Genomic DNA, 26,162 nt, shown 5'->3' on the forward strand with positions numbered 1-26,162 from the left:
CATATATTTATACTATCCTCTGGCTAAAGATGAGAGTTTAGTATGTTAGAAGAGAATAAATGGACGTTTCGCCGCGCAGATAAGCAATTCTCCTTAGCAAAGTGGCAGAAAACAATAGATCTCATGACTGAGCTGTTTTCTGCACCCGCGGGCTTTATAGTCCACAAAACTGATAATGTTTATCGCATTATCGTTTCCAGTGAGCAGCAAGAAAACCCCTATGAGGCTGGGGCCGAGTTAAGTGCTGACGATAATATTTTCTGTAAAAAAGTACTGCGTGATATGGCACCGCTCTATGTTGATCATGCCAGTCAAGATAGTCAATGGGATGACAGCCCGCTGGTAAAAGATGGCTTTGAGTCTTACCTTGGGGTACCTATTAGCTGGCCAAGTGGTGACCCGTTTGGTACTTTTTGCGTAATGGATTTTAAACAAACCCATTATCAACAGAGCTTTTTAGAATTGATAGAACAGCTTCGCGATATGGTCGAAGATGACCTTGCGCTTTTAGACAACTTCACACAGATGCGTGAAATTGCCATGCTTGATTCACTGACTAATATTTATAACCGCCGTGCAATAGACCTACTTTGCCAACATAAATTGAATATATCGAAGCGTCTTGGTTTTGATATTAGTTGTTTATTTATCGATATAAATAGCTTTAAACCGCTCAATGACACTTACGGTCACGAAGTTGGTGACTTAGCTTTGATTTGTTTAGCCGACACCATGAAAGAGTGCCTACGAGAAACCGATATTATCGGTCGCTTAGGCGGTGATGAGTTTATTGCCTTATTGCAAGTTCAGCCCGGTGATTGCATCGATAGTATAGCTGATAAGCTTAATACCGCTTTTCAGATAAATTTAGAGAAGCGGGGCATTCCTGTCACGAGCTTAAGTATTGGTTCAGGGGTAATAGCTCAGCCAAAAGAAAACTTTGCTGAGCTATTAAAGCGGGCAGATGAAGATATGTATGAGAAAAAGCAAGCCTCGAAGGCGGCACGCTAAGCTATTTGCTTCTCAGCTAGGTTTAATTCCATGATTGCTTTTAGTAAACGGTACAGGTTAACTAAAAAGTATGGTGGGTAGGAATCCAGAAGGCTTATTTTTAAGTCATTTTTATGTTTCTGAAAAGCCAGCTTGAATGGTGTTAATTGTTTATGTAGATTGGGTTGTACTGTTTTAGAAAAGGATTTCAAACATGCACACTCCTATCCAATTTTATGTGACATTGCCATTTGATTTATTTAGGCTTGGTCGAAAAACTAAGGCAAAGTTTGACTATATTCGTACTACTCCTCCTAGGGAAGCAGAGCAGGCATGGGATGTAAGAGTTTATCAAAAAAATGATATTGATTTTGTAGATTCTAAATCTGGAGGTCTATCGCTATTTAATTACCGTAACCCTAAATTTGGTTCACTTTGGTGGAAGCTGCCGGCAAAGTCTAAAATGCCTCAAGGTTTACATGTTTCTTTAGATGAGGGGGGATCTCTTGGTAAAAACCATTTTACAATTCGCCCTTTATACGACATGCCTGTAACCTTATACTTAGAGAGGTTAAATCAATTAGATGCTATGGCAATTCCTTGTTTTATCGGTGTACCGAATCAGAAAGTAGGATGATTATGTTTTCAAAGCTAGAGCTTAGACTTATAAATAATACTCTAAAAAAAAGGATTGAAGAGGAAACTCTTGAGCTTAAACTGCTGGATGAAGATAGTGATGAGTATGTAGAAAAAGCAAATGATTTAATGTTACTTGACTCTCTAGTTTCTAAGGTTGAGAAGTTAAATATTTGAAAGTATTAGTCTATTAAAATTAAAGCGCATCAAGTGCGCTTTAATTTTTTTGTATTGTTAATCTTACTTTCCTGCAAAAGATAAGCTGGTATTTTTCTTTAAGCTATTTGCTTCTCAGCTAGGTTTAATTCCATGATTGCTTTTAGTAAACGGTAAAGATTGATTGATGCATCAATTTCTTCTTTACGGTTAGTTAAGCTCTCAATATTTAAACCTAGCGGTACATCTAAATGTGCGCAGCTTTGTAAAATTAAGTCGAGATTTTCACGGCAGATGCGCACTGATTCGCTTAAAGTATTTGCAGCATCGAGCATACGGTACTTAGTTGCCTCGGGTACAGAAATACCCAACCACTCCATAAACTCTAAAGTTTTTTCACCACCACAAGGGGTAAACGTTAAAATAATGCGTTTTGGTGTTGTGCCTTGTGCTTTACAGCTACGCGCATAACTGGTGATCAAGTCTATTGTCGCTTGGGCATTATAGACGGCTTGCGAAATAAAAAATTGACAGCCTTGCTGTGTTTTTTTAAGTAGTCTTTCATGCTCATTTCGCTTGCTCGCATGGCGCTCAGCAATCGTAACACCACCTAAAAATACATCACTATCTTGCTCTGCTAAGGTTTTGTATGCATCAGGTAGGCTTAATTTGATATCACCATCAGATGATGGACTACCGACTAGCACTAAGTTTTTTAACTCAAACTCATTTCGAGTTTCGTTTAGCCATTCGGTAAATTCAGCTTCGCCACGCTGGGCAACACTTTTATAGGTGATAACATCTTGCTGAGATAAGTTACGTAATAACTTAGAATACTCACGCGGGTCGACAGTCTCTTTGAATGGGAAAGGGCGCGGAATCGCTGTACGGCTGCTTTCATCTTGAATGTCATAAATGATTACACCATCGTATTCAATTTCGTGTAAACGACCAAGAAGCTTCTGCGCAATAGTTTCTAGTGTGGCTTTATCTGTGCCTGATTTTGGCGGTGTAGTACCAATTAGGTAGACGCCTTGATTGGTGTCTTCAATTTTCTCTTGTAGTGATAAAGCCATAATCCTCATTCCAGCTCGTGCTCATGTCTATGACAAACAATATAGCAGCCATTTAGACGTCTAGATAGATTTTTTTCATGAAAGTTTTTCAATGGCTATGAATTTTACTCATATTGAAAGCCGAGCGTTTCGCTAAATTGACACACCTGTTTACATAAATTATTGCACTGGCTCTCATATTTTCTGGCACTTTGATGCATAATCAATCAGCAATGATCATGAAAAAAATAACTAACAAGGGAACATTATGAAATTTAGATTACTAGCAACCAGTGTTGCTGTAACGCTTGCACTAAGTGGCTGCGCGAGTAATTCACAGTCAACTATGGTTAAAGAAGTCGAAATTGAGCAGCTAGCAAGCCAAGACGATAGCCGTGTATTCAGCCAAGACTACCTTTTAGAAGAGCTTGATAATGGCCTTCGAGTGATGGTGGTAAAAACCGATTACCCAGATGTAGTTTCACTGCAAATTCCGGTATCGGTAGGTTCACGTAACGAAGTTGAAGCAGGTAAAACCGGTTTTGCACACTTCTTTGAGCATATGATGTTTAAAGGCTCTGAAAAATTCCCGCAAGATGTGTATTCAGATATTTTAAAGAATTCAGGTGTTGATAATCGCGCGTACACGACCAACGATTACACTAACTATCACTTAAACTTTTCAAAAGAGCACTTAGACAAAGTACTCGAAATCGAAGCCGATATTTTCCAAAACCTCACATACAGTGAAGAACAGTTCCGCACTGAAGCGCTTACTGTTAAAGGTGAGTATCTAAAGAATAATGCCAGCCCAATTCGCAAGTTACTTTCTGCTGTTCGTAACGAAGCATTCGAAAAGCACACGTATAAGCATACCACGATGGGCTTTTTTGAAGACATTGAAGCTATGCCTGATCAAATGGCATATGGTAAAGAGTTTTTCGCTAAGTTTTATAAACCAGAGTATGTATCTTTAGTCATTGTTGGTGATGTTGATCCACAAGAAACCATGGCTATGGTGAAAAAGCATTGGGGTAACTGGAAAAAGGGCGATTACCAAGCTGATATTCCTGTTGAGCCAAAACAACAAGCTGCAAAATATGTACATGAAAAAAATGATGGTTTACCAGGTCACTGGTTGCTTGTGTCTTACAAAGGCACGGCATGGGATCCAACCCAAAAAGACCGTGCAGCCCTTGATTTAATCTCGCAGCTTTATTTCTCTAACAACTCGGCACTTTATCAAGAGCTTGTTGTTGATAAACAAATTGCTAGCCAAATGTTTACCTATAACCCAGATACTAAAGATCCGGGTTTATTACATGTGTTTGTAAAAGTCGAAAACGAAGCAGACCTTGCTAAAGCCCGTGATGCGATTAACCGTACTTATGCGCAAGCACGTACTGAGTTAGTTGATGCACAAAAGTTAGCGGATTTAAAATCAAACTTAAAGTATAGCTTTATCAATGGTCTTGATTCATCGCAGTCAATTGCGTCAACGCTTGCAAGCTACATGCATTTTGAGCGCGACCCTGAGGTTATTAACCAACTGTACGCAACTGCTGATAGCATCACTCCTGAAGATATCAAAGCGGTAGCAAACAAATATTTTGTTGATTCAAGCCGCACTACTGTGACAATGTCGGCGCTTGATAAAGTGGCTGGTTTTGAACAAGAGGTTGATTTAAACGCGCTGGTTGCAAGTATTGAACAAGCCCCAACAGAACGTCACTTTAAAGTACTTGATAAAACAAATAGCTCACCTTTAGTTGATGTTAACTGGTTATTTAATACCGGTGCAGCAGCTGATCCACAAGGTAAAAAAGGTTTAGCTGCACTCACTGCTGCGATGTTAGCACAAGGTGGCTCAGAAACTATGAGCTATAAAGATATTCAAAAAGCCTTATACCCATTGGCGGGAAGCTTTGGGTATCAAATCGATAAAGAAATGATTTCACTACGTGGCCGTGTGCACAAAGACAATGCAGCGAAGTGGTATGCACTTGTTAGCGATCAGATGTTAAACCCTGGCTTTAGAGAAGATGATTTCAAGCGTCTGAAAAAAGAGCTTATCGATAGCATTAAAGCAGGCCTTAAAGCATCAAATGACGAAGAGTTAGGTAAAGAAGTGCTTTATCATCAGCTTTATAAAGGTCACCCATACGAAAGCTATAACTATGGTGATTTATCAGACCTTGAAGCGTTGACACTTGACGATGTGAAAGCGTTTTATGCTAAGCAGTTTACTCAATCAAAATTAACGGTTGGTTTAATTGGTGCTATTCCAAGTGAAGTTAAATCAGCAATGATGAAAGATTTAACATCGCTTCCACAAGGTAAAGAAAGCCGCTTAATGATCCCAGATGCACCAGCGCTAAAGGGTCATCATGCGACTATTGTTGAAAAATCAGCGCAATCTACCGCTGTATCATTTGGTTTCCCAATCGATACTATTCGTAGCAGCGATGACTGGACAGCGCTTTGGTTAGTTCGCTCTTACTTTGGCGAACACCGCAGCTCAAACAGCTTCTTGTATCAGCGCATTCGTCAAACACGTGGTATGAACTATGGTGACTACGCGTATATTGAGTACTTCCCGCGTGGTATGTTCCAAACAAAACCTGATGCTAATTTAGGTCGTTCAGAGCAAATTTTCCAAGTATGGTTACGTCCGCTTCGTTCTAACAACGATGCGCACTTTGCAACGCGTACGGCGTTATTTGAGCTTGATAAGCTAATTAAAAATGGCATCAGCAAAGAAGATTTTGAAGCGACTCGTAACTTCTTAATTAACTTTGTGCCACAAATGGTTGCAAGCCAAGATCGCCAATTAGGCTATGCGCTTGATAGTGAGTTCTACAACACTGAGAGCTTTGTTGACTATGTGCGCGGCAAGCTTGAAAAGCTAACCCTTGATGATGTTAACCGTGTTATTCGCGATAACCTGCAAACTGAGAATATTCACTATGTGTTTATTACCGGTGATGGCAAAGACATGCAAAAACGCCTAGCCTCAGAGCAAACATCACCTATGGTGTATAACGCTGAAAAACCAGCAGAGCTTGTTGCTGAAGACAAACTGATTGCTGACTATAAACTTGCGATACCTGCAAAAAATATCAGCGTACTTGATGTTGAAAAGGTATTCCAATAACCGCTATTCAATGCCCCTAGTTAGGGGCATTTAGCTCACAATGTCAGTTTGTGTTTGTGCAACAACTAGCTTGTTTCGACCTGTTTCTTTTGCTTGATAAAGCGCTTTGTCAGCCATGTCAATTAACGTGGTCGCATTGTCTAAAAAACCAGGCACTAAAGTTGCTAAACCAATACTTACGGTTAGTTGTTGATTATGCAACTCTTCAATATGTAGCTCGGTTAATTGCGTCATAAACCGAGAGAGTAGTTGATAGGCCTGCTCGGCATGTGTGTTACCCAAAACTAATACAAATTCTTCTCCCCCGTATCTTGCACATAAATCACTGGGTCTGCGGGCAAATTGTGTAAGCAAGTTTGCTAGACTTTTTAAGCAAATATCGCCGACTAAATGGCCAAAGTTATCATTAAGCAACTTGAAATGGTCAAGATCAATCATGGCAATAGAAATGGGCTGTTTTAAACGTAAACAGCGACTCCATTCTTGTTCAAAGAAATTGTCGAAATGGCGACGATTCGCAAGTTGAGTAAGACCGTCAATGTGCGCGAGCATTTTTAATTGCTGTTCTGCTCGCATTCTTTCAGTAATGTTTAAGTGGCTAATAACGACATAGCGCTGTGATTGATATTCTAGTGGTACTGCACGCATTAAAAACCAGCGGCTTTCAGTATCACTGTGGCAAGGGTATTCTAAATAGTATTCTTGCTGTTGATTGTTGATGACTTTTTGTAGGCCTGCGAGTGCTTTTATACCAAATTCGTCACCTTGTTTTGCAGCTGATTCACAAATTGCTAAATAGTTTTGTTGGCGCCACTGCACGTCACAACTGCAATTATTATCTTGGCCAAAAGTCTGCCAACTGCGATTAACAAAGATGATATCACCTAATTCATTGATAACTACGATATGCTCAGAGATGCTATCGAGTATTAATTTTAAGAATTCTTTTGACTCAACCACTTTATTACCCAGCCAATACCAGTTATGTAAGATTAGCAACAAATGATAAGTTTTCACTGTTATGGTTGTAAAAAATAATCCGAAATGATTAGCTTTTCTGTGCTGCTGCTTTTTAAGAATATATGGATACGTCTGATAATAGCGAGGAAGGTGGCAAAACGTATTTTAGAAAATTACGTCGTTTTGGGATGCAGCTTTGTGTCAGAATCAAGCCCGAGGCTCAATTCTGACAGAGAACTTATTAAAATAAAGAGGCAATTTTCACGGCAATGCCGCACAATATTGCTACTTTCATGAAGGCTATAAGTGTTGCATAGCCACGTTGTTCCTTGGTCATTGGCTGCTCCTAAAAAATAACTAATACCGTCGCCATACCAAGGGCAAAACTAATAAACGAAGAAGCCGCTACGATTGCAGCGAGATTTTGCTTACTCACTGCGTGTATTGCGCTTTGTTCAGATACATCGTCTTCGAGTTTAATTAGCTCACCTTGGCGTACTTCAAACACTGCGCATAGGCTCATGGTGGTTTCTTTTGATGCCGCACCTTCTTTTTCAACTCGCTGAATGGTACGTAGGCTTACATCACAGGCATCGGCCAATTGCTGCTGCGTCCAATCGAATTTAAGTCTAAGCGTCTTGATTGTATTGGGATTCAGCTGCATCAGTTACTTCCCAAGAAACGGTTCAATGAAAGTAACGACTGCGTAACCAAATATTGCACCACCAATAAAACAGCCTAAGGTAACCATAGCCACTTGTTTTGGGTTATCAGTAAGCGCGGTTTGTGTGCTTTGTTTTACTAATTTACCAGCTTTGTAAAACGAACATTCAAGCTTGCCTGTGAGTATATTTTGCATCTCAAAACCGACAGCATAAGCAGTATCTTGGTAGTTAAAGTCGTGATGACTTTTAAAGCCGAAGCTGCGCTTTTCACTAACCAATTCGTCGTTTACATATATTTGTTCTTTACCGCTCATGATGTGACCAAAGCATGCGATTTGGTTATCACCATCTTGAAAGTAAAATTTATAACCTAGTTTATGTGAGTTTAGTACGTCGTTTTTCATCATCGTTTCCTTGTTAAGTTGATGATGTAAATTTAATGATTATTTTTGTTTTTTACGCCGTCAGCGATATGCCAGTGCCTATTTTGGCATATGACAGGTAAGATGTCATATCTGTTTTGTTATTGAAATATAAGAAGTTTAATTTAATTGTTGGCTTCATCTCTGAGTTTGCTTCTGTCATATGAGATAGCCTTAAAACTCCCTTAAAATGAGCAAAAAGTGGTTTTGCTACTCTGGTTATTAGATATAACCAGAACAAATAAACAACGGGTTAGTACATCTTGCTACAAATCCGTTAAACTTAAGCCTTAGCAGTTAGGTACAACCAGAAAGGCAATATTATGCGTCATGAAATTTGGCAAAAGCTCCGTGAAGAAGCAAACGAAGTCGTTTCCCGAGAACCGCTTTTAGCAAGTCACGTTTATTCGTGTGTGTTAAATCATGAATGTTTAGGTTCAGCGCTGAGTTTTATTGTTGCTAATAAACTCGCTGATGCGGTGGTTTCGGCGTTTACTATTCGTGAATTATTCGACCAAGCCTTTGTTAAATGTGACTTAATGCTAACGCATGTTGCTCATGACATAAAAGCAGTTAAAGATCGCGACCCTGCAGCTGATAGTTACTTAACTGTCATTCTTAATTTAAAAGGCTTCCATGCAATTCAGGCTCATCGACTCGCAAACTGCTTATGGCAACAAAACCGAAAAGAGCTTGCTCGCTTCATTCAAAGTAGAACCTCAGAGGTTTTTGGCGTTGATATCCATCCTGCTTGTAAAGTTGGCCATGGTATTATGTTTGACCATGCAACTGGGATTGTAATTGGTGAAACAGCGGTTATCGAAGATAACGTATCGATTCTTCAATCAGTAACCTTAGGTGGTACAGGTAACGAGCAAGGTGATCGCCACCCTAAAATTCGTGCCGGCGTATTAATTGGCGCGGGTGCAAAAGTACTGGGTAACATCGAAGTAGGTGAGGGGGCGCGTATTGGTGCCAATTCTGTGGTGCTGAGTGCGGTTCCAGCACACACTACGGTTGTTGGTGTACCAGCTAAAGTTGTGGGTAAACCAAGCTGCCCTTGCCCAGCAGAAAGCATGAACCAAAACTTTTTAGATGATGGTACGACTACCGCTAGTAATGCATCGCACACCAGTGCTATGTTGTAGTTTTACACCAATAAAGTGCAATGGAATTGTCTAAATTATCTTTTGTATTAGCTGTTATAGCGTCATTTATTTGTGGCGCTGTAGCCATGTCATTTTTTCAACCTGACCCACAACATCAGCCGCAAACTTATCAGCAAGAATTTGTTGAAATGCAAACAATGGAAGTCCCAGAGCAGCAAGCCACTGCTGTAGCGCCTGTTATTAAAAAACAAGTCGCTGAAGTTAATTCAGATAGTTCAGTAGCTGTTAGCAAGAGCGAGCTTGAGCAACAAGTTGCAGAGCTGAAGTTGCAAGTCGAAAACCAACAAGCAGTGATTGCCAGTTACCGTTCAAGTGCGATACCTCCGCAGCAAATCAACTCACATCTAGAGGATCTTTATACTTTATTAGAAGAGCAATCTCGAGATGAGGCGTGGGCTTACCAAATTGAAACAGCCATGAGCGACTTCTTAATTATGGCAGACTTACCCGTGCAGCCAGAAATGAGTATCTCTAGATGCAAAAGCTCAGTTTGTCAGTTTAAACTGCTGCAACCTGAGGGGGTTGATGAGTTGCCAAGCCATTATTGGCGTAACATGACCGATAAAATGGTGGAGCAAAGCTGGTGGAAGCAATTTAAATTTACTTCCACCACCTCAAGTGACGATAGTCTAACCATTATTGCAAGCACGGAGTAATTTTATACAACTTTTGATTGCAGTTGACCATCGGCAAGTTCGGTAGTTATAAGCTCACCAGAACTTACATCGTTAACCGATTTCACCACCCCACCTTGTTGGTTTTTAGTAATGCTGTAACCACGCGCCAACACACTGAGCGGGCTCACAGAATCTAAACGACTCGCCTGTAATGAAAGCTTGTTTCGAGAACCTGAAAGCTGTTGTTGCATTGCCTGTGTAAGCCTAGCATGTAATTGCGCCAGCTGATGCTCGCTCTTAGCTAACTGCTTTTCAGGAGAACGTTGCATTAAGCGTGGTGTTAAGTTAGCAAGTACTCGCTCATATCGCTGAATTTTACTATTCATCGCGCCGTGTAAGGCTAAACTTAGCTCATCTAATTTTTGCGCTTGTTGATTGAGTTGATTACGCGGATGACAAAGCTGTAAGCGGTGCTCAAATTGCGTTGCGGTACTGCGTTTTACTGCCAATGAATGTTTAAAGGCATGATTTAAGTGTCTAACTAACTGCTTAACTTTGTTGTGCAGCTCTTCGCTGTTTGGGCTAACAAGCTCCGCAGCAGCTGAAGGAGTGGCTGCGCGAATATCGGCGACATAATCACTAATCGTGGTATCAACTTCGTGACCGACCGCGCTAACGATGGGTAAGTGACTTGCAAAAATAGCGCGGGCTAGTTGCTCATGGTTAAAGCACCACAAATCTTCGAGTGAGCCACCACCGCGACCTAATATAAGAACATCTACTTCGTTACGCTGGTTGGCGATGTTTATTTTTTCTATTAGTTGGCTATGGGCATCTGCACCTTGCACCATTGCTGGGTAAATCACAACTTCAAGCTGCGGAGCGCGGCGTTTTAATACAGTAAGAATATCGCGAATAGCAGCCCCTGTGGCAGAAGTGATCACCCCAACACGATTTATATTGGTTGGTAATGGCTTTTTGTGGGCTGAGCTAAATAGGCCTTCTGCAGCTAAGCGCATTTTAAGGGCGTCAAATTCTTGTTTTAATAAGCCTTCACCGGCAGGGGCCATGTGTTCAACAATCAGCTGATAATCACCGCGGGGCTCATACAATGACACGCGAGCGCGAACGGTTACTTGTGCACCATTGCTCGGGCGAAAAGTTTGGCCGCGATTATTGCCACGCCACATCGCTGCTTTTACTTGTGCTCGGTCGTCTTTTAAAGTGAAGTACCAATGTCCTGAGGCTGGGGCAATAAAGTTAGAAATTTCGCCGTTTAATACCAGCGACGAAAAGCCTTGCTCTAAAACATGACGAATTTCTTTATTTAGTCGCGAGACTGTATAAACAGCCTGTGTTGATTGCGTGAAAGCCATTAAAAACCCCAGTAAAAAAATCTGTGTGTACTTTAACACAAATAAATGAATAATTTTATTTACTCGTGCCAACAACGCTGATAAAATTTGGCCGCAATTCCTTATACTCAGATCCACATGTGAGAAGTTGCACTATGCTAAGAATCGCTAAAGAAGCTCTTACCTTTGACGACGTACTTTTAGTACCAGGTCATTCTACTGTTTTGCCACACACGGCAAATATTTCAACTCGTTTAACGCGTGGTATCAATCTTAACTTGCCGCTAGTTTCAGCATCTATGGATACTGTTACAGAAGCTCGCTTAGCGATTGCTTTAGCGCAAGAAGGCGGGTTAGGTTTCATCCACAAAAACATGACAATTGAAGAGCAAGCTAAAAACGTACGTAAAGTAAAAACGTACGAAGCAGGTATTGTTTCTTTCCCTGTTACTGTGACTGCGGATCTTACAATTGCTGATGCTATCGCGCTTTCAGAAGAAAAAGGTTTTTCAGGTTTCCCTGTAACCGATGCTGACAATAACCTTGTAGGTATTGTAACAAGCCGTGATATGCGTTTTGAAACTAAGCTTGAACAGCCAGTTTCTACAGTAATGACGAAAAAAGAATCGTTAGTTACTGTAAAAGAAGGTGCAGACCGTGATGAGATTTTAGGTCTAATGCACGAGCACCGTATCGAAAAAATTCTTGTTGTTGATGATGCATTTAAATTAAAAGGCATGATCACTGTAAAAGATTATCAAAAAGCACAAGACAAGCCACACGCATGTAAAGATGAGCAAGGTCGTCTTCGTGTAGGTGCCGCTGTTGGTGTTGGTCCAGGTACTGACGAGCGTATCGCAGCCCTTGTTGAAGCAGGTGTTGACGTATTACTTATCGATACATCACATGGCCACTCACAAGGTGTAATCGACCGTGTTGCTCAAACACGTCAAACATACCCAGATTTACAAATCGTAGCAGGTAACGTTGCAACAGCTGAAGGTGCGATTGCTCTTGCTGATGCAGGTGTTGACGCTGTTAAGGTAGGTATTGGCCCTGGTTCTATTTGTACTACTCGTATCGTAACAGGTTGTGGTGTACCACAAATTACGGCTATTTCTGACGCAGTTGAAGGCTTAAAAGGCCGCGATATTCCTGTTATCGCTGACGGTGGTATTCGTTTCTCTGGTGACATCGTAAAAGCACTTGTTGCCGGTGCATCATGTGTAATGGTGGGGTCAATGTTAGCGGGTACTGAAGAAGCACCGGGTGAAGTTGAGCTATACCAAGGTCGTTACTACAAGTCTTACCGTGGTATGGGTAGCCTTGGCGCTATGAACCAAAAAGAAGGTTCATCAGACCGTTACTTCCAAAAATCGAACGAAGCAGACAAGCTTGTTCCTGAAGGTATCGAAGGCCGTGTTGCTTATAAAGGTCCTATCGCGACAATCATTCACCAACAGGTGGGCGGTCTTCGCAGCGCAATGGGCTTAACGGGCTGTGCAACAATTGAAGAGTTAAATACTAAACCTCAATTTGTTCGCGTTACTTCAGCTGGTATGGGTGAGTCACACGTTCACGACGTGCAAATTACCAAAGAAGCGCCAAACTACCGCTTAGGTTAATTACCTTAAGGTATTGAAATTACATGGGCTAGCATTTGCTAGCCCTAATTTATTGATCATCTCCCTTTGGGGGAGCAGTTCCTGACTAACGAGATACTCCATGAGCAAAGACATTCACGATTCACGAATTCTCATTTTAGATTTTGGTTCGCAATACACACAGTTAATCGCACGTCGTATACGTGAGATTGGTGTTTACTGTGAGCTATGGGCATGGGATGTAACTGAAGAGCAAATCCGCGAATTTAATCCACAAGGTATTATTTTGTCGGGTGGCCCTGAGTCTACAACACTTGAAAACAGCCCACGTGCTCCTGAGTATGTATTTAACGCAGGCGTTCCAGTACTTGGTATCTGTTACGGTATGCAAACAATGGCAACGCAACTGGGTGGTAGCGTACACAGCTCTGATAAGAAAGAGTTTGGTTATGCGCAAGTTGAGAAAGTAGGTAACTGTGCGTTATTCGATGCTATCGAAGACCACATTACTGACGGCGGTGCTGGCGTACTAGACGTTTGGATGAGCCACGGCGATAAAGTAATGGAAATTCCAGATACTTTCAAAACTACTGCTAAAACATCAACATGTCCACATGCTGCAATGTCTTGGGAAGAAAAACGTTTCTACGGCGTACAGTTCCACCCAGAAGTAACTCACACTCATCAAGGTCAACGTTTACTTGAGCGTTTTGCAATTGATATCTGTGGCTGTGAAAAGCTATGGACACCAGCTAAAATCATCGACGATGCGATTGAGCGTATTAAAGAAACTGTGGGTGATGACGAAGTTATCTTAGGCTTATCAGGTGGTGTTGATTCATCTGTTGTTGCTATGCTTATTCACCGTGCAATCGGCGACAAGCTAACGTGTGTATTCGTTGATAACGGTCTACTTCGTTTAAACGAAGGTCAGCAAGTTATGGACATGTTTGGCAACAAGTTTGGCCTAAACATTGTTAAAGTAGATGCTGAAGATCAATTCTTAGCAGACTTAGCTGGTAAGTCAGACCCAGAAGATAAGCGTAAAGCGATTGGTCATACTTTCATTAAAGTATTTGACGAGCAAGCTAAAAAGCTGAAAAGCGCTAAATGGTTAGGTCAAGGTACTATCTACCCAGACGTAATCGAATCTGCTGCATCAGCAACAGGCAAAGCACACGTAATCAAATCTCACCACAACGTAGGTGGTTTACCAGACGACATGGAAATGGGTCTTGTAGAGCCATTACGTGAGCTATTCAAAGATGAAGTACGTAAAATTGGCCTTGAGCTTGGTCTACCTTACGACATGCTTTACCGTCACCCATTCCCGGGTCCTGGTTTAGGTGTTCGTGTACTTGGTGAAATCAAGAAAGAGTACTGTGACTTACTACGTCGCGCAGATGCTATCTTCATCGAAGAGCTACACAAAGCTGAGCTTTACCACAAAGTAAGCCAAGCATTCACTGTATTCTTACCAGTTAAATCGGTAGGTGTAATGGGTGATGCGCGTAAATACGACTGGGTTGTATCACTACGTTGTGTTGAAACTATCGACTTTATGACGGCACGTTGGTCACACTTACCTTATGAGTTCTTAGGTGTGGTTTCTAACCGTATCATCAACGAAATCGATGGTATCTCACGTGTTGTTTACGATATTTCAGGTAAACCACCGGCAACAATCGAATGGGAATAGGGCTAGCTAAAAAGAGCTAATAAAGCCTTAAGCCAATAAAAAATGCCAGTCAGTTTTACTGACTGGCATTTTTTATTGGGATAATAACTGTTGGTTTTCAGAAATCAGCATATCCAGAAATCGACAACAGCTCTAACTCTGCATAAGCGTGCCAAATCTGAGTAAATAGCCAACCAAAGAGGCTGAACACAGCACACATTTGTGCTGATAAGAGTTTGTGATTAAGTGACTAGGTCTTCCTGTTAACACTGTTGTTAGCCATGAAGCTTAAACTCTCGTGACAAATGTGACGGTTAATGAGTAAGCACTAATAGCTTTGAGTCTTCGATTACACAGAATATGTAGCACAGTACGAGTTTTTTGGTGAGCTTCAGATACTTAATAACAGTTTCCATCTTGGCGCAAAGAAAATGGAGAAGTATCGATAGCCCACCGTTTAAATTTTGTGCGCGTTGTAGTCAGTCTGTTAAATATTTAAGGTTAAACAAGCGTGCCTTTCGAGCCATGTGGTTCAGAACGCAAATATTGAGGCGGAGCCTGAACCTGAGCACCTAGCGCAACGGCAGCTTGCCAAGGCCAATGCGGATTAAAAAGCACAGAGCGACCTAATGCAACCAAATCGGCATCCCCTTGTTTCAGCGCTTCTTCAGCCTGCTGTGGCTCGGTGATTAAGCCTACACCTATTACCGGTATTGTAACTTGTTGGCGAATGGCACTAGCAAACGGAAGCTGATACCCTGGTTTTACATCAATGGATTGCTGCGGCGAAAGCCCACCACTGGAAACATGCAGATAGTCACAACCCAGCTGTTCCAGTTGCTGACCAAACACAATCGATTGCTCAACATCCCAACCGCCATCAACCCAGTCAGTTGCCGAGAGACAAACTCCAACCGGAACTGAAGAAGGGATGGCTTTACGCACAGCTTCAAATACTTCAAGTGGAAAGCGTAGGCGATTTTCCAGCGAACCACCATATTGGTCCTGCCTTTGGTTACTTAGTGGAGAAAGAAATTGGTGGAGTAGGTAACCATGCGCCGCATGGATTTCTATTAGATCAATTCCTACACGTACTGCACGAATTGCGCTGTCAACAAACGCCTGTTTAATACGCGCAAGACCCGCTAAGTCGAGTGACTCTGGCGTTTCGTCTTGCTCATTGAAGCCCAACGCAGAAGGAGCAACCGTTTGCCAGCCACCTTCATCCATCGTCAATTTATGACCTCCCTGCCATGGCACATGACAAGAAGCCTTTCGCCCGGCATGACCAAGCTGAATACCTATACGAATGGGAGACCAAGCGCGAACATCAGACAAAACACTGTCTAATGCGGCTTCTGTTGCGTCATCCCACAGTCCTAAATCTCCCGCAGAAATACGGCCAATAGGTTCAACAGCTGTGGCCTCCAAAATTAGCAATCCAGCGCCAGACGTTGCCAGCGAACCATAGTGCATGCGGTGCCAGGAGCTAGCCTGTCCAGATTCGGCAGAGTATTGACACATTGGTGCGATAACTATGTGGTTTGTAAGATTGAGCTCTCCGATTTTCGCGGCACTAAATAATTGGCTCATTTTAACCTCTCAATGTTGTTTTCAACAGAATGCCATAGGATGGCCTCACCCCCAATTTTTCTGAGCAAAGTAGGGGAGGCTGAATCCCTCCTGCTGGTACCTATTTTTTGTATTTGCTTAATCAGTTGTTATTTCTAAATAGCATGAATATGAAATGTGATTACTGTGTTTATTAATCATAAGGTTAAAGTGGTCATCACATGTTCCTTTTTCAAGGGCGGTCACTGTTGATACTCAATAAATTGCGAATAAGTAACATCGGCTTTAATTTTAGTTAATTAATGGCTTCCTATTTTCTCATGCCTTGTGCATTTCAATATTCAAAGCGACGAGTCGCAAAAAACAAAACGGCGAATTAGCGTGCTAATTCGCCGTTTTGTTTATTTAAGAAGCAGTTAAACTAAAAACTGTGTTTTTTTACTTTACCTTTGAAAAAAGCTCTATATAATTCGTCGTCATTGCAGGGGCGTAGTTCCAATTGGTAGAACAGCGGTCTCCAAAACCGACGGTTGGGAGTTCGAATCTCTCCGCCCCTGCCATTTCTTCCTGCTTTACTTTAATCGCAAATCTTCCTATATTACTTGCTCTTAATCATGATTGAGTTGTTATGAATCCAAGTTACGCTGCGATATTCTCTGTACAATCACTCGAGTTAAAACAACATTATCGAACTGTGCCTGAAACTCAGGATGAACAAGTCACTGTAACAGCACAAGCACCTTTAGTACTTCCACTGCAGCTACATCAAGATCTTGAAAAAGCGTTTGCTCCAATAGTGATCACACAGGTAGTAAAAGCTGAGAATATTAGCTGGCAGGATGGCTGTTTAGCCTTGCCGAGTGAGAAGCTCACAGCTGAGCAGAAGAAACAACTTTGGTCTTTAATTGGTGAACAACTTGATAAGCTTTAAACCTGTAGATGCAACCTATATTAGCCAGTTAATGGCTATTGAAAATGCCTGTCATAGTCATCCGTGGACAGAAAAGACCATGCTGTCGTGTTTAGCTGGTCGCTATTTTAACCTTGCAGCCTTTAGTGATGATGAAATGCTTGGCTTTTACATCGGTGAACAAGCAGGGCCTGACTTTACTCTAATGGATATTTGTGTAGCGCCAGCGTATCAAGGGCAGGGTATTGCAAAACAATTATTAAATGCATTTATTGAGCATGGTGAGCAATACCAAGCAGAGAACTTATTTTTAGAAGTGCGAGAATCAAACAAACCTGCAATTGGTTTGTACGAGAGTGCAGGCTTTAGCTCAATGTCAGTGCGTAAAAATTACTACCCAACTGCGACAGGTAATGAAGATGCTATTTTGATGGGGCTAACTTTAAGGCTTTAGTTAAGCGGCCTCTTTTAGAGCACTAATGAGTGCTTCATAACAGTCTGCAACTTGTGCCATTTGGTTCGTGCTCAATGCCGTTTCTAGTTGACCTGCCGTTTTGTGGATTTCTTCAAAACTAAAACACCCAGCGCTGCCTTTAATACTGTGTGCAAGAGAGCGTAATGCCTCCCACTCTTTTGCACGATACAGTCGTACTACTTGGCTTAAATAATCAGGCAGTTTAGAACGGTAGTTATCATTGATCTGTTGGAATTTCTCACTTTTCAGTAAGTTTTCCCATTTATTTTGACTGTCTTTTTCAATATTTAAGTAGCTAACTAGTACTTTCTCGAGAGCGTGTTTATCGATTGGTTTAGCCAGCGCCTCATCGCAACCAGCTTCTAAATAAGTATCAACGTCATTTTTCATAACGTTTGCTGTTAAGGCTATGATAGGGCCATCGTATGCAGCATGACGGAGCATTTGCGTTGCTTCTAATCCACCCATTACTGGCATTTGCATATCCATGATAATCAACTGATAGTCATTAACCAGAGCCATTTCTACGGCTTCAGCGCCGTTTTTCGCAATGTCAGGCTCGAGCCCCCAAGTTTGTAGCAATAGTTTTATCAATAATTGATTATCTGGATTATCCTCAGCCACTAAAATATGAGCATCAAAACTATTTTCTGCGAAGGATAATTGTGTATCTGAACCCGGAGACAGTTGTTCATAGTTGTGAATAAACGCATTACGTTGTAATTGTTCAGGGTTTAAATGACAGGCCACTTGCACGGTAAAGCTACTACCTTTACCTAGCTCGCTGACAAGCTTTACATCTCCCCCTAATAGCTGGGCCAAGTTCTTTGAAATACATAAACCTAGGCCCGTTCCACCAAATCGACGAGTTGTTGTGGCATCGGCTTGTTCGAACGGTTTAAATACTCGCTCAACTTCACGCTCAGACATACCAATTCCGGTATCTTCAATGACAAATTCTAATAGCTGTCGCTCATCGTTATAGTGAATATCAAGCGAGATAAAGCCTTGCTCAGTAAATTTAACGGCATTGCTAGCAATGTTTATTAATATTTGTTTTAAGCGTGTGGTATCACTGTTAATGCTTTGAGGAATTGGTAAGTTGTAATTAATATTAAACTGCAGTTGCTTTTGATTCGCTAATGGACGAATGATTGAATCAATATCATGAATTAATTGAACAACCGAGCAAGGGCTTCGTTCGACAGCCAGTTTTTCTGCTTCAATTTTAGATAAATCGAGAATGTTATTTATGAGCTCTAAAAGGTGTTTAGAGTTTCGCAAAATTGTACTTAAATGCTGCTCATCATTCACCGCATCTTTGTTGTGTAGCAGTTGCTCAGTAAAACCCATGATTGCGGTAAGTGGGGTGCGAATTTCATGGCTCATATTTGCTAAAAAGCGGCTCTTTAATTGGTTTGCTTGTTCAGCTTGGGCAATAGCCACTTCAAGTTTGTTATTCATAGCTTCAAGCGCTTTAGTTCGGCTTTCTACTTTTTCTTCAAGGTGGTGTTTGTACTCTTCGAGTTCATCTTGGTAGTCACGAATTTGATTTACCATGTGATTAAAATCGTTAAATAAGACACCTACTTCATCGTTAGTATGCGCAGGTAAATAAACTGATAAGTCACCATCACCTACTCGGTGACTCGCAGCACCTAATAATTCGACAGGGGTTAACAGTAAATTACGAACAACGATATAAATTAAAATAGGTAACGAGATCACTGAAATAATTACAATCAGTGCAGTTATTAAGCTAATTGCTTTACCTGACTGATAGAGTAAATCTTTGGGAGTTGTTGAAACCAAATAGTCGCCGTCCGTCATTTGCACAGCGTAGATAATTCGCTCTTCTTTATCGATACTTGATAATTCAATATCGGCCAGTTTTCCGTAATCAGCTAATCTCTTTATTTGCTCGAGCTCATATTCACTTAAGTAATTGCCGCGCAGGTCATAATCAGAGCTAAATAAAATTTGCCCTTTAGTCGTTAAGAATAAATTTAGGGTGTTATTAAATGGGGCTTCTAAAATACTGGCGTTTAAAATAGATGGCTCAACATGTACCACAATAAAGCCAAGCTGCTGAGGCTGTTTTAGGTAGTAATCAATGTTATAAATTGGATGCACAAAATAGAGGCTGGTCGAACCGTCTTCTTTGGGGATCATAAATTGCTGTTGACGCAGGTTTGATTTGAGTACTTGTTTGAAAAACGGGTAGCTCTTTGGCGCTGGGGTCAATTGGCTTGAATAAAAAGCATCACTTCTGCCGTCTGGGGCAACATAATTAATACTAATTATATCTGGGTAAGCTTCTGAATAACTGGCAAATACATTCATTAATTCGCCAAGTCGCTCGATATATTGATTTTTAGAGCCCGGCTCTCGAGACAAAAAGTCGGCAAGTACTGGAGACGTTGATAATAAACGCGTAATAGAATGAAACGAGTCTATGTAGTTGAAGATCTTCTGTTGTTGTTGTTCAACAAAGCGACTCACAATCAGCTCAGCTTGTTTTTTTGTTGAATTGGTCACATTGGTTAAGGTAAAGCCACCTAAAAACAACAAAGGTAAAATCACTAATGGGGTGATATACCATAATAATCGAATACTGAGCTTACTGGTTTTCATGACCTAAATTAATATCCTCCGTGCAATTTATCCATAGTATGCGTTACAACTTGATTACACAAGCTTAGCAAAAAAGTGAACAACGAAAATCCCTAACCCAAGGTGAATAATTACTTACAATCGCTGCTTTTTTGGCTAAGACAAACAAGGTATAATACTCGGCAATTCTATTTTATTTTTACAGTGCGCACCGAGCTTTATAATTTATAAGGCAGTTAAGTGCGCTTTGTTATGACTAAAAGCAGCTTACATGTCTAATTTAACTACCGAAATTAATAAACGACGCACCTTTGCGATCATCTCGCACCCTGATGCCGCCCAGCCTTTCAACGCTTAAAACCACCTTTCATTGCACACCACAATCACATCTCTACGTACTGAATTTAAAGGCTTTTTGTCTTTTTCTCGTTTCTTTGCTTTTCAATGATGTTCAAGCGTAACCTCGGAAAGTGTGTACAAACTTGAGTACAAATTCCGTTTTAGAGGCCTTTGGTGAAAATTCCATGACACAAATCTGGCTGTAGGCCTTGTGTTTACTGGGTTTGATGAAGAAAGTACTTCCTGCTTTTGGTACTTTGGTTTCGACATTACAAAAGCGGAATAAATGCGATCATCTCTAGTTTTTTGTTTATAAGTTTATGAATTTAAAGGGTTCGTCATTGTGGTTTTTGATGTGTCATTGTTGCGAGTGTACAAACAGTGTGTACAAATTTTTCTCGTTAGGCGTGTTGATTGCTATTCATGACACAAACCGCCTTGTAGCCCTTGTTATTCATAGGTTTGAGCTGAAAAGTACCTAATAGCAACATTCGTGTTTCGATAAGGCTGATCTTCTGAACAAATCATGCATCTTTCTGACCATCAACAAGTGATGAATCAGGCGATGATAGCTTTACATTGATTTTCAGGAGAATGCAGATGACAGCAGTAGCGCACCAGGTAACCCCTTTTCTAACATCTTACGAAGTGATGGCTCGTTACCACATTAGCTATACGACGCTCTGGCGAAGAATAAAAGATGGCAGCTTGCCGCAACCTCGTATCAACCGAAATACACGAAACAAGCTGTGGCACATTGAAGATTTGGAGGAGTATGAGAAGAAAGAGGACTGAGCCTCTTTCTTTTATTTTATTGTCCGAAACGCCAGTTGAACGGAAAGCCTGTCGGCTCGATGATGGTCTCTAGCTGTTGATACCAAACGTCGTAAGCATGACGCATTTCATCCAGGTACTGATATTGGTTGTAGATAGCATCCAACCCTTTTTTGCTGTGGCCAATCATCAACTCGGCAACTTCTTGCGTCGTGATGGCCGACATTCGCGTTCGCATAGTTCTGCGAAGATCATGCATAGACCAATGTTCCATCTCGACACTAAGCGACCTGCGAGCCCAAATTTTCACATTGTTAGGAATAGTGGTATCAAAGCCATTTGTGGCAAGCTCTTCTTGTCCGTTCGCGGGAAACAAGTAGGTTGATTTGCTCATCTGCATCGCCAGTTCAATCAGCTCAATAGCTGGCTTAATCAATGGCCGCATGATCGGCGCTCCAATTTTCTCACCTTGTTTGCGGATCTCTATGGGCACTGTCCACATTGCAGATTGCAAGTCAAAGTGATGCTTTTCAGCTTGAATGAGTTCGCCCTTGCGCCCTCCCAATAAGAGAAGCAGTTTTATGTAGATGCGATTCTTCTCAGTGATTTTTGACTCATGCAAATAGCGCCAAAGTATCCTGATCTCGTTGTCATTTAGCACCCGAGTTCGTTTGCCTTTCTTACCGCCAACCTTTTTTGCTGTGATCCCAGCGGCAGCGTTAATTTCCAAAATTTGTTCATCAATCAGCCAGTCATAAAACTTGTGCAGCACAGACACCAGACGTTCTGTGTTTGAAGGGGACGACTCCGAAACCTCACGAAGACAGTTTCGCAAGGACAATTCATTGATGTCAGTTAATGGGTACTTGCCAAGTCGGGGCAGCAAATATATTTCACTGCTGCGTTTTTGGTAGTGCCACGTTTTCTCCTTTAGCCCTTGCTTACCGGCAGAGTCTATCCAGTCTCGAAAAATCGATTCGAAGCTTTGATTGGCAGAATACTTGGCCCGTTCCTGCTGTAGGTAGAGCTTGGGGTTTCTGCCCTGGTCGAGTACCGCCCTTAACCTATCCAGCTCATTCCTAGCTTCAGCAAGCTTCATAAGTGGGTAAGTACCAATGTCTACCCGCTGTTGCTTGCCATCGAAACGATAACGAAACTGAAAAACAATTTTGCCCTTGGGCGATACCCGAGCACTTAGCCCATCTCGGTCGGCTTTTACTACGGTTTCTTTTGCTTCTTTATTTAACCTGGCATCGAGCCAGCTAACTGATAACGCCATGTTATAAGCCCAGCCCTAGTTTGGATTTTAATGATTGTTTACGTGATTCTGCTTTGGGTTCTGGCGCTGTACTCATGGAAGTAACGTCACCATCTGGTGCATGGCCATCCACCGGTGCAGATGTCGTGGATAGATTGGGTTGGCTCATGTGAATTAACCCAAAGGTGGCCAGCATCCGCAGACGCTCAGCGCGTTCCCGTGGTGGCGTCTTTTCCAATTCTTTGAGCAGTTCAGGGTGGCTCCCTGGGGGAATGTTGACGACAACTCTCATAATCAGGCCCCATAAAACCAGAAGCCTCGGACGTTCGCCAAAACAGACTGTTCCGGCACGATTATCTTGCTTCGTGAAAAAATCTCCTTGGCCGCTTCCTTATAAGCCATGGCTCCACCTCCGGCGATCAATACCAAGTCCGCATTGATGCTTTCGTCACGCATGGATTGGCGCATGGCTGTAAGAGCAACAGGCGCTACCTTTTTCATGGCAGCATTCAGATAAGGTGAAATATCGACTTTTTCTCCAAATAGCAGGACCTGTAAGTCGCCAGTTCTCATGGCTTTTTCAAGTCGATCCATTCCGACTTTGGCACCGTGATCTTCTGAAATCAGCTTATCAATGGTTTCCAGTAGCACGGACATTGCCTGAAGACTGGTTCCTGATGAGCTGTAGCGAATTTCTCCGGCCTCAAGGGCAACCCAGTCAACAGAAAAAAAGCCGGGATCGATGACGACGACGCGACCTTCTTCAATCAAGCCCAAATCACCACCTGTTTGAACTAGATCCATATAGGCACCGGCAGGCTGCGGCAGCACTTTGACGTCATGAACGGTGATGCTGCGTTTAGGCGTCACTTGATGGACACCTTTTAGGCGCTTCACAAGGTCAGATTTACGTTGTGGTTCATGAAACTGGGAAACCGGTAATCCAGTGACAACCAAATCGATGGATTCTGTTTCAGCCATTAACAAGGCGGCATGAAAAAGTGCCTTATAGGTTTTTGTGGTGGGATATTCCGGGTGAAGCTCTCGTTCCCAGCCTTGAAGGCGTCCAGCAGGAACACCAGCGGCCCAGCGCTCATTATCGACTGACACATACAAACAAGTTTCATCATCGCCTCCACCGATACGCTCTGGCATACGATCCGCAGGACCGGCACCCGCAGGCAGAATAATGGTTTTCGGTTCACTGCCTGATTGGCCAATTGCCAGCTTCAGGTTTGAGTAACCGATATCTACGCCTAGTACAAACATACTTATCTCCTGTGCACTCAAAGTGCTCTAACGGTTTTCAATCAACCGCACTGGCCACGCTTGGGCATTTCCAAGTGCTCTGGCGGTTCACTCAAATGTCATTATCAGGATTCGGTGCACTGGCGGTGGGCAGAAAGGTGACAAATCCTTTCATCTATCTGCCTGTTGCATTTTCGCAAAAGTATGAGAATAGGCTCTGTTTGGCGGCGGATGACCTAGTCAAAAAAATCGAGACGCCAAACGTCGTTTGCATTCTGGCCTGAACTCGCCAAACGGTTTGTATCTTCATGACGATACGTCGTTTTAGGCGTTTTTAAGTGAAATCGGGCTGTATCCCTTGTCAGGTATGGGATTGCGCGAGTTGATTTATATCGAGACGCCAAACAGTGATTGTTACGGCAGTTTTACGTTTGGCGTTTCGATCCAAAAGCCAAACGGATAGTGGTTTTGGCTTTTGGGGTTAATTGGATGGGGAAATTGGTTTGGTAGAAATCGTCAATGAACAATGGAAAGCAGAGGTATCAGATTTACTTCAGCAAGAAACAGACAGGCTAAAAGCGCTGGCACGAGCTGAAGTTGATGACTTTTGGGTTACCCATTACAAGGTTCGAGAGAATGAGCCCTTTAAAGACTGGGGTCTGCTTGGTGTCCGTATCAGAGACTTTAAGTATGGCTTTGGCATAGAGTGGTACATCAACAGTTTTCACGGTCAACGAGGCAAGCGCGTAGTCTTTAGCAAGGGGCTGCGTATATCAAAGACGAAGCTGAGATACGCATTTTTGGACTGCCAAGGTCTAGCCAAAGAATGGGAGTTAGCGCTGGCCATGGAGAAAGAAGAATTCTTCAGTGATATTCGACGCCAGGTTGATAAGCTCAACATGCTGCGTCGCAGAGTGAATGCATATTGAGTCAACTGCGCTACTTCACTCGTGGTAACTGGTCCCAGCGTGTTGTATAAGCGGGAGACAAATGCTCTCGCTTCATCGACCAATCTTTCTTCGTACCTTGTCCAGCAAAGAAAACCTTTCCGGCACCGCTTTGGTTAATGGTGTCCAATACAGACATTAACTGCTGGCTATTAGCGCGGGTCGATACGTCATCGAATAGTCCTGGTTGAAACATGCCAGGATCGTAAAAGTCAGACAGCATGACGCCCGCTTTGGCATAACGAAAACCATCCTTCCAAATTCGCTTGAGTAAGTGATTGGCCAGCTCGATAAAATCCCGCGTATCGCAACTGGGGATCAGTAACTCACCGGATGCGGAATTGCTGTACTGCGGCTCGTTGTCCTTAAAGGGGCTGGTTCGTATAAACACGGTCATCACTTTGGCTTGCTGCTGTTCTTTGCGTAGCTTCTCAGTGGCGCGGGTTGCGTATTCGCATACGGCCTCACGTAACAATTCAAATTGCGTTACTTTTGCGCCAAATGAACGGCTACAGACGATTTGCTTCTTAGTTGGCGGGATCTCTTCAAGTTCAATGCACGACTCACCATTGAGCTCTCTGACGGTTCTTTCTAAAACCACCGAAAACTGGTCTCTGATGGCTCTAGGAGAGGCATTGGCGAGATCTAAGGCTGTGGTGATACCCAACGCATTTAAACGCTTAGAAAGCCGTCTACCAACGCCCCAAACATCATCAACCGGAACTAATGCGAGCAATCGACGTTGCCGTTCTGGATTGGTCAGGTCTACAACGCCCTGAGTGGCTGGATACTTTTTAGCGGCATGGTTTGCCAGTTTGGCGAGTGTTTTAGTCGGTGCAATGCCTACACAGACGGTGATCCCAATCCAGTGGCCTATGCGCTCTCGCACTTGTTGTCCGAACTCGACAAGAGATATGGCAGACTCAATACCGGTTAAGTCCAAAAACGCTTCGTCAATGGAGTAAACCTCTACTCGTGGTGCCATCTCCTCCAAAGTGCGCATCACTCGACTGCTTAAATCCGCATACAGCTCATACAGTTGGCTAAGAATTCCCGCTAAAAATAGACGAGTAAGTGAGCAACCATTCTGCCGCATGGGTTGCTGGCGTCTAACACCAGAAAAATCACCCAGCCCAACCCGCTGTCTATTTTTTAAGGTGGGCATTCATCTACATGTCTAATTTTTTACCAATTTGATCGCTAAGATGTACTAATTTGATTACCGAGGGAGACTGACGGACTAATTACTTAGGGGCTTAATCGTACAATCTCCACTCGACACCACACAACTCACTTCTGGACATTTCTGAGTTGCATTTTAGCTAATTTAGAAAAACATGAATTAGATAAAGTATGGAAATTTCAAATCAATATGAGGCGGACATGAAGAAATTGAAAAAAGTAGCTTAACTGGGTTGGTCAATTTTGGTTGACCACGTCATGTTCCGGTGAGTACGCAAGTCATTGGCGCTAACGAATATGAAGGTCACTTTGCTTTTGACTTACTCTATAACAACTCTTCAGATATACAGCCTAATACCTTATCGACCGATACGCATGGTACC

24 protein-coding genes and 1 tRNA gene are annotated in these 26,162 nt (G+C 42.3%); 14 read left to right on the forward strand and 11 right to left on the reverse strand.

Annotated features, from left to right (window positions below; genetic code table 11):
- Window positions 1-42: 42 nt before the first annotated feature.
- The 3 genes from NH454_RS04595 (at window position 43) to NH454_RS04605 (ending at window position 1,803) form a co-directional block, all read left to right on the forward strand.
- On the forward strand, window positions 43-1,011 hold the full coding sequence (locus tag NH454_RS04595; protein WP_135925954.1) for a sensor domain-containing diguanylate cyclase: 969 nt from the start codon (window positions 43-45) through the stop codon (window positions 1,009-1,011).
- Between the two features lie 193 nt (window positions 1,012-1,204).
- Complete coding sequence (locus NH454_RS04600) at window positions 1,205-1,627, forward strand: hypothetical protein (protein ID WP_253038338.1); 423 nt, start codon at window positions 1,205-1,207, stop codon at window positions 1,625-1,627.
- Between the two features lie 2 nt (window positions 1,628-1,629).
- Window positions 1,630-1,803, forward strand: coding sequence for a hypothetical protein (locus NH454_RS04605; protein ID WP_253038340.1), 174 nt, complete (start codon window positions 1,630-1,632; stop codon window positions 1,801-1,803).
- Window positions 1,804-1,901: 98 nt separating this feature from the next.
- On the opposite strand, the gene NH454_RS04610 is transcribed toward NH454_RS04605, so the two are convergent.
- Window positions 1,902-2,858 (reverse strand): hypothetical protein, encoded by a 957-nt coding sequence (locus NH454_RS04610; RefSeq protein ID WP_253038341.1) that lies wholly within the window; start codon window positions 2,856-2,858, stop codon window positions 1,902-1,904.
- Window positions 2,859-3,105: 247 nt separating this feature from the next.
- Here NH454_RS04610 and NH454_RS04615 point away from each other — a divergent pair, with 247 nt between their 5' ends.
- Window positions 3,106-5,991 (forward strand): M16 family metallopeptidase, encoded by a 2,886-nt coding sequence (locus NH454_RS04615; protein ID WP_253038342.1) that lies wholly within the window; start codon window positions 3,106-3,108, stop codon window positions 5,989-5,991.
- Between the two features lie 30 nt (window positions 5,992-6,021).
- Here NH454_RS04615 and NH454_RS22420 read toward each other — a convergent pair whose 3' ends face one another.
- The 3 genes from NH454_RS22420 to NH454_RS04630 all read right to left on the reverse strand — a co-directional run bounded on the left by NH454_RS22420 (window position 6,022) and on the right by NH454_RS04630 (window position 8,020).
- On the reverse strand, window positions 6,022-6,951 hold the full coding sequence (locus tag NH454_RS22420; RefSeq protein ID WP_253038343.1) for a sensor domain-containing diguanylate cyclase: 930 nt from the start codon (window positions 6,949-6,951) through the stop codon (window positions 6,022-6,024).
- A gap of 346 nt (window positions 6,952-7,297) precedes the next feature.
- Window positions 7,298-7,615 carry a helix-turn-helix transcriptional regulator gene (locus NH454_RS04625; RefSeq protein ID WP_253038344.1) on the reverse strand — a complete coding sequence of 106 codons (318 nt, stop codon included), beginning with the start codon at window positions 7,613-7,615 and terminating at the stop codon, window positions 7,298-7,300.
- Window positions 7,616-7,618: 3 nt separating this feature from the next.
- On the reverse strand, window positions 7,619-8,020 hold the full coding sequence (locus NH454_RS04630) for a hypothetical protein (protein ID WP_253038345.1): 402 nt from the start codon (window positions 8,018-8,020) through the stop codon (window positions 7,619-7,621).
- Between the two features lie 341 nt (window positions 8,021-8,361).
- Between NH454_RS04630 and cysE the strand changes: the two genes are divergently transcribed.
- Both cysE and NH454_RS04640 read left to right on the forward strand, forming a co-directional pair.
- Window positions 8,362-9,186 (forward strand): serine O-acetyltransferase, encoded by an 825-nt coding sequence (gene cysE, locus NH454_RS04635; RefSeq protein ID WP_135925949.1) that lies wholly within the window; start codon window positions 8,362-8,364, stop codon window positions 9,184-9,186.
- Between the two features lie 86 nt (window positions 9,187-9,272).
- The gene (locus NH454_RS04640) at window positions 9,273-9,863 is read left to right on the forward strand and encodes a hypothetical protein (protein ID WP_253038346.1); all 591 of its coding nucleotides are present in this window, start codon (window positions 9,273-9,275) and stop codon (window positions 9,861-9,863) included.
- 2 nt (window positions 9,864-9,865) lie between these two features.
- Here the strand turns inward: NH454_RS04640 and xseA are convergent, their stop codons facing one another.
- Window positions 9,866-11,200 (reverse strand): exodeoxyribonuclease VII large subunit, encoded by a 1,335-nt coding sequence (gene xseA, locus NH454_RS04645; RefSeq protein WP_253038347.1) that lies wholly within the window; start codon window positions 11,198-11,200, stop codon window positions 9,866-9,868.
- Window positions 11,201-11,334: 134 nt separating this feature from the next.
- On the opposite strand from xseA, the gene guaB reads away from it, so the two are divergent.
- Window positions 11,335-12,804 carry an IMP dehydrogenase gene (guaB, locus tag NH454_RS04650; RefSeq protein WP_235383282.1) on the forward strand — a complete coding sequence of 490 codons (1,470 nt, stop codon included), beginning with the start codon at window positions 11,335-11,337 and terminating at the stop codon, window positions 12,802-12,804.
- Window positions 12,805-12,904: 100 nt separating this feature from the next.
- On the forward strand, window positions 12,905-14,482 hold the full coding sequence (gene guaA / locus NH454_RS04655) for a glutamine-hydrolyzing GMP synthase (RefSeq protein ID WP_135925945.1): 1,578 nt from the start codon (window positions 12,905-12,907) through the stop codon (window positions 14,480-14,482).
- A 480-nt stretch (window positions 14,483-14,962) separates the two neighbouring features.
- On the opposite strand, the gene NH454_RS04660 is transcribed toward guaA, so the two are convergent.
- Complete coding sequence (locus tag NH454_RS04660) at window positions 14,963-16,054, reverse strand: NADH:flavin oxidoreductase/NADH oxidase (protein WP_253038348.1); 1,092 nt, start codon at window positions 16,052-16,054, stop codon at window positions 14,963-14,965.
- Window positions 16,055-16,516: 462 nt separating this feature from the next.
- Between NH454_RS04660 and NH454_RS04665 the strand changes: the two genes are divergently transcribed.
- The 3 genes from NH454_RS04665 (at window position 16,517) to rimI (ending at window position 17,397) form a co-directional block, all read left to right on the forward strand.
- A tRNA-Trp gene (locus tag NH454_RS04665) sits at window positions 16,517-16,593 on the forward strand.
- A 68-nt stretch (window positions 16,594-16,661) separates the two neighbouring features.
- Window positions 16,662-16,964, forward strand: coding sequence for a hypothetical protein (locus NH454_RS04670; protein ID WP_135925943.1), 303 nt, complete (start codon window positions 16,662-16,664; stop codon window positions 16,962-16,964).
- Window positions 16,951-17,397 carry a ribosomal protein S18-alanine N-acetyltransferase gene (gene rimI, locus NH454_RS04675; protein ID WP_171040450.1) on the forward strand — a complete coding sequence of 149 codons (447 nt, stop codon included), beginning with the start codon at window positions 16,951-16,953 and terminating at the stop codon, window positions 17,395-17,397. The genes NH454_RS04670 and rimI overlap by 14 nt, the downstream gene beginning before the upstream one ends.
- Here rimI and NH454_RS04680 read toward each other — a convergent pair whose 3' ends face one another.
- Window positions 17,398-20,052, reverse strand: coding sequence for a hybrid sensor histidine kinase/response regulator (locus NH454_RS04680; RefSeq protein ID WP_235403593.1), 2,655 nt, complete (start codon window positions 20,050-20,052; stop codon window positions 17,398-17,400). It abuts the gene before it with no gap.
- 918 nt (window positions 20,053-20,970) lie between these two features.
- Between NH454_RS04680 and NH454_RS04685 the strand changes: the two genes are divergently transcribed.
- Complete coding sequence (locus NH454_RS04685) at window positions 20,971-21,165, forward strand: DNA-binding protein (RefSeq protein ID WP_000127614.1); 195 nt, start codon at window positions 20,971-20,973, stop codon at window positions 21,163-21,165.
- Window positions 21,166-21,181: 16 nt separating this feature from the next.
- On the opposite strand, the gene NH454_RS04690 is transcribed toward NH454_RS04685, so the two are convergent.
- From NH454_RS04690 to NH454_RS04700, 3 genes are read right to left on the reverse strand one after another with little or no spacing between them, the layout of a single operon-like run.
- Window positions 21,182-22,423 carry an integrase family protein gene (locus tag NH454_RS04690; RefSeq protein ID WP_024015921.1) on the reverse strand — a complete coding sequence of 414 codons (1,242 nt, stop codon included), beginning with the start codon at window positions 22,421-22,423 and terminating at the stop codon, window positions 21,182-21,184.
- A gap of 1 nt (window position 22,424) precedes the next feature.
- Window positions 22,425-22,694, reverse strand: coding sequence for a hypothetical protein (locus NH454_RS04695; protein ID WP_001267005.1), 270 nt, complete (start codon window positions 22,692-22,694; stop codon window positions 22,425-22,427).
- Between the two features lie 2 nt (window positions 22,695-22,696).
- Window positions 22,697-23,671, reverse strand: coding sequence for a ParM/StbA family protein (locus NH454_RS04700; protein ID WP_000497805.1), 975 nt, complete (start codon window positions 23,669-23,671; stop codon window positions 22,697-22,699).
- Between the two features lie 464 nt (window positions 23,672-24,135).
- Between NH454_RS04700 and mobI the strand changes: the two genes are divergently transcribed.
- Window positions 24,136-24,579, forward strand: a complete 444-nt coding sequence (gene mobI, locus NH454_RS04705; RefSeq protein WP_000348526.1) for a conjugative transfer protein MobI(A/C) — start codon at window positions 24,136-24,138, stop codon at window positions 24,577-24,579.
- Between the two features lie 10 nt (window positions 24,580-24,589).
- Here mobI and umuC read toward each other — a convergent pair whose 3' ends face one another.
- The gene (gene umuC, locus NH454_RS04710; RefSeq protein WP_001142611.1) at window positions 24,590-25,762 is read right to left on the reverse strand and encodes a translesion error-prone DNA polymerase V subunit UmuC; all 1,173 of its coding nucleotides are present in this window, start codon (window positions 25,760-25,762) and stop codon (window positions 24,590-24,592) included.
- Window positions 25,763-26,045: 283 nt separating this feature from the next.
- On the opposite strand from umuC, the gene NH454_RS22425 reads away from it, so the two are divergent.
- On the forward strand, window positions 26,046-26,162 hold a 117-nt coding region (locus tag NH454_RS22425; RefSeq protein WP_189773573.1), incomplete at its 3' end, for a Tn3 family transposase.

It is taken from the genome of Pseudoalteromonas sp. Ps84H-4 (genome assembly GCF_024124645.1).
In the GTDB taxonomy this organism is placed as follows: Bacteria; Pseudomonadota; Gammaproteobacteria; order Enterobacterales; family Alteromonadaceae; genus Pseudoalteromonas; species Pseudoalteromonas lipolytica_C.

Excerpts from the sequence above, each read along its gene's own strand:
- NH454_RS04595 (WP_135925954.1), top strand. The coding sequence starts at position 43 with ATGTTAGAAGAGAATAAATGGACGTTTCGCCGCGCAGATAAGCAATTC.
- NH454_RS04600 (WP_253038338.1), top strand. The coding sequence starts at position 1,205 with ATGCACACTCCTATCCAATTTTATGTGACATTGCCATTTGATTTATTT.
- NH454_RS04605 (WP_253038340.1), top strand. The coding sequence starts at position 1,630 with ATGTTTTCAAAGCTAGAGCTTAGACTTATAAATAATACTCTAAAAAAA.
- NH454_RS04610 (WP_253038341.1), bottom strand. The coding sequence starts at position 2,858 with ATGGCTTTATCACTACAAGAGAAAATTGAAGACACCAATCAAGGCGTC.
- NH454_RS04615 (WP_253038342.1), top strand. The coding sequence starts at position 3,106 with ATGAAATTTAGATTACTAGCAACCAGTGTTGCTGTAACGCTTGCACTA.
- NH454_RS04625 (WP_253038344.1), bottom strand. The coding sequence starts at position 7,615 with ATGCAGCTGAATCCCAATACAATCAAGACGCTTAGACTTAAATTCGAT.
- NH454_RS04630 (WP_253038345.1), bottom strand. The coding sequence starts at position 8,020 with ATGAAAAACGACGTACTAAACTCACATAAACTAGGTTATAAATTTTAC.
- cysE (WP_135925949.1), top strand. The coding sequence starts at position 8,362 with ATGCGTCATGAAATTTGGCAAAAGCTCCGTGAAGAAGCAAACGAAGTC.
- NH454_RS04640 (WP_253038346.1), top strand. The coding sequence starts at position 9,273 with ATGTCATTTTTTCAACCTGACCCACAACATCAGCCGCAAACTTATCAG.
- xseA (WP_253038347.1), bottom strand. The coding sequence starts at position 11,200 with ATGGCTTTCACGCAATCAACACAGGCTGTTTATACAGTCTCGCGACTA.
- guaB (WP_235383282.1), top strand. The coding sequence starts at position 11,335 with ATGCTAAGAATCGCTAAAGAAGCTCTTACCTTTGACGACGTACTTTTA.
- guaA (WP_135925945.1), top strand. The coding sequence starts at position 12,905 with ATGAGCAAAGACATTCACGATTCACGAATTCTCATTTTAGATTTTGGT.
- NH454_RS04660 (WP_253038348.1), bottom strand. The coding sequence starts at position 16,054 with ATGAGCCAATTATTTAGTGCCGCGAAAATCGGAGAGCTCAATCTTACA.
- NH454_RS04670 (WP_135925943.1), top strand. The coding sequence starts at position 16,662 with ATGAATCCAAGTTACGCTGCGATATTCTCTGTACAATCACTCGAGTTA.
- NH454_RS04680 (WP_235403593.1), bottom strand. The coding sequence starts at position 20,052 with ATGAAAACCAGTAAGCTCAGTATTCGATTATTATGGTATATCACCCCA.
- NH454_RS04685 (WP_000127614.1), top strand. The coding sequence starts at position 20,971 with ATGACAGCAGTAGCGCACCAGGTAACCCCTTTTCTAACATCTTACGAA.
- NH454_RS04690 (WP_024015921.1), bottom strand. The coding sequence starts at position 22,423 with ATGGCGTTATCAGTTAGCTGGCTCGATGCCAGGTTAAATAAAGAAGCA.
- NH454_RS04695 (WP_001267005.1), bottom strand. The coding sequence starts at position 22,694 with ATGAGAGTTGTCGTCAACATTCCCCCAGGGAGCCACCCTGAACTGCTC.
- NH454_RS04700 (WP_000497805.1), bottom strand. The coding sequence starts at position 23,671 with ATGTTTGTACTAGGCGTAGATATCGGTTACTCAAACCTGAAGCTGGCA.
- umuC (WP_001142611.1), bottom strand. The coding sequence starts at position 25,762 with ATGCCCACCTTAAAAAATAGACAGCGGGTTGGGCTGGGTGATTTTTCT.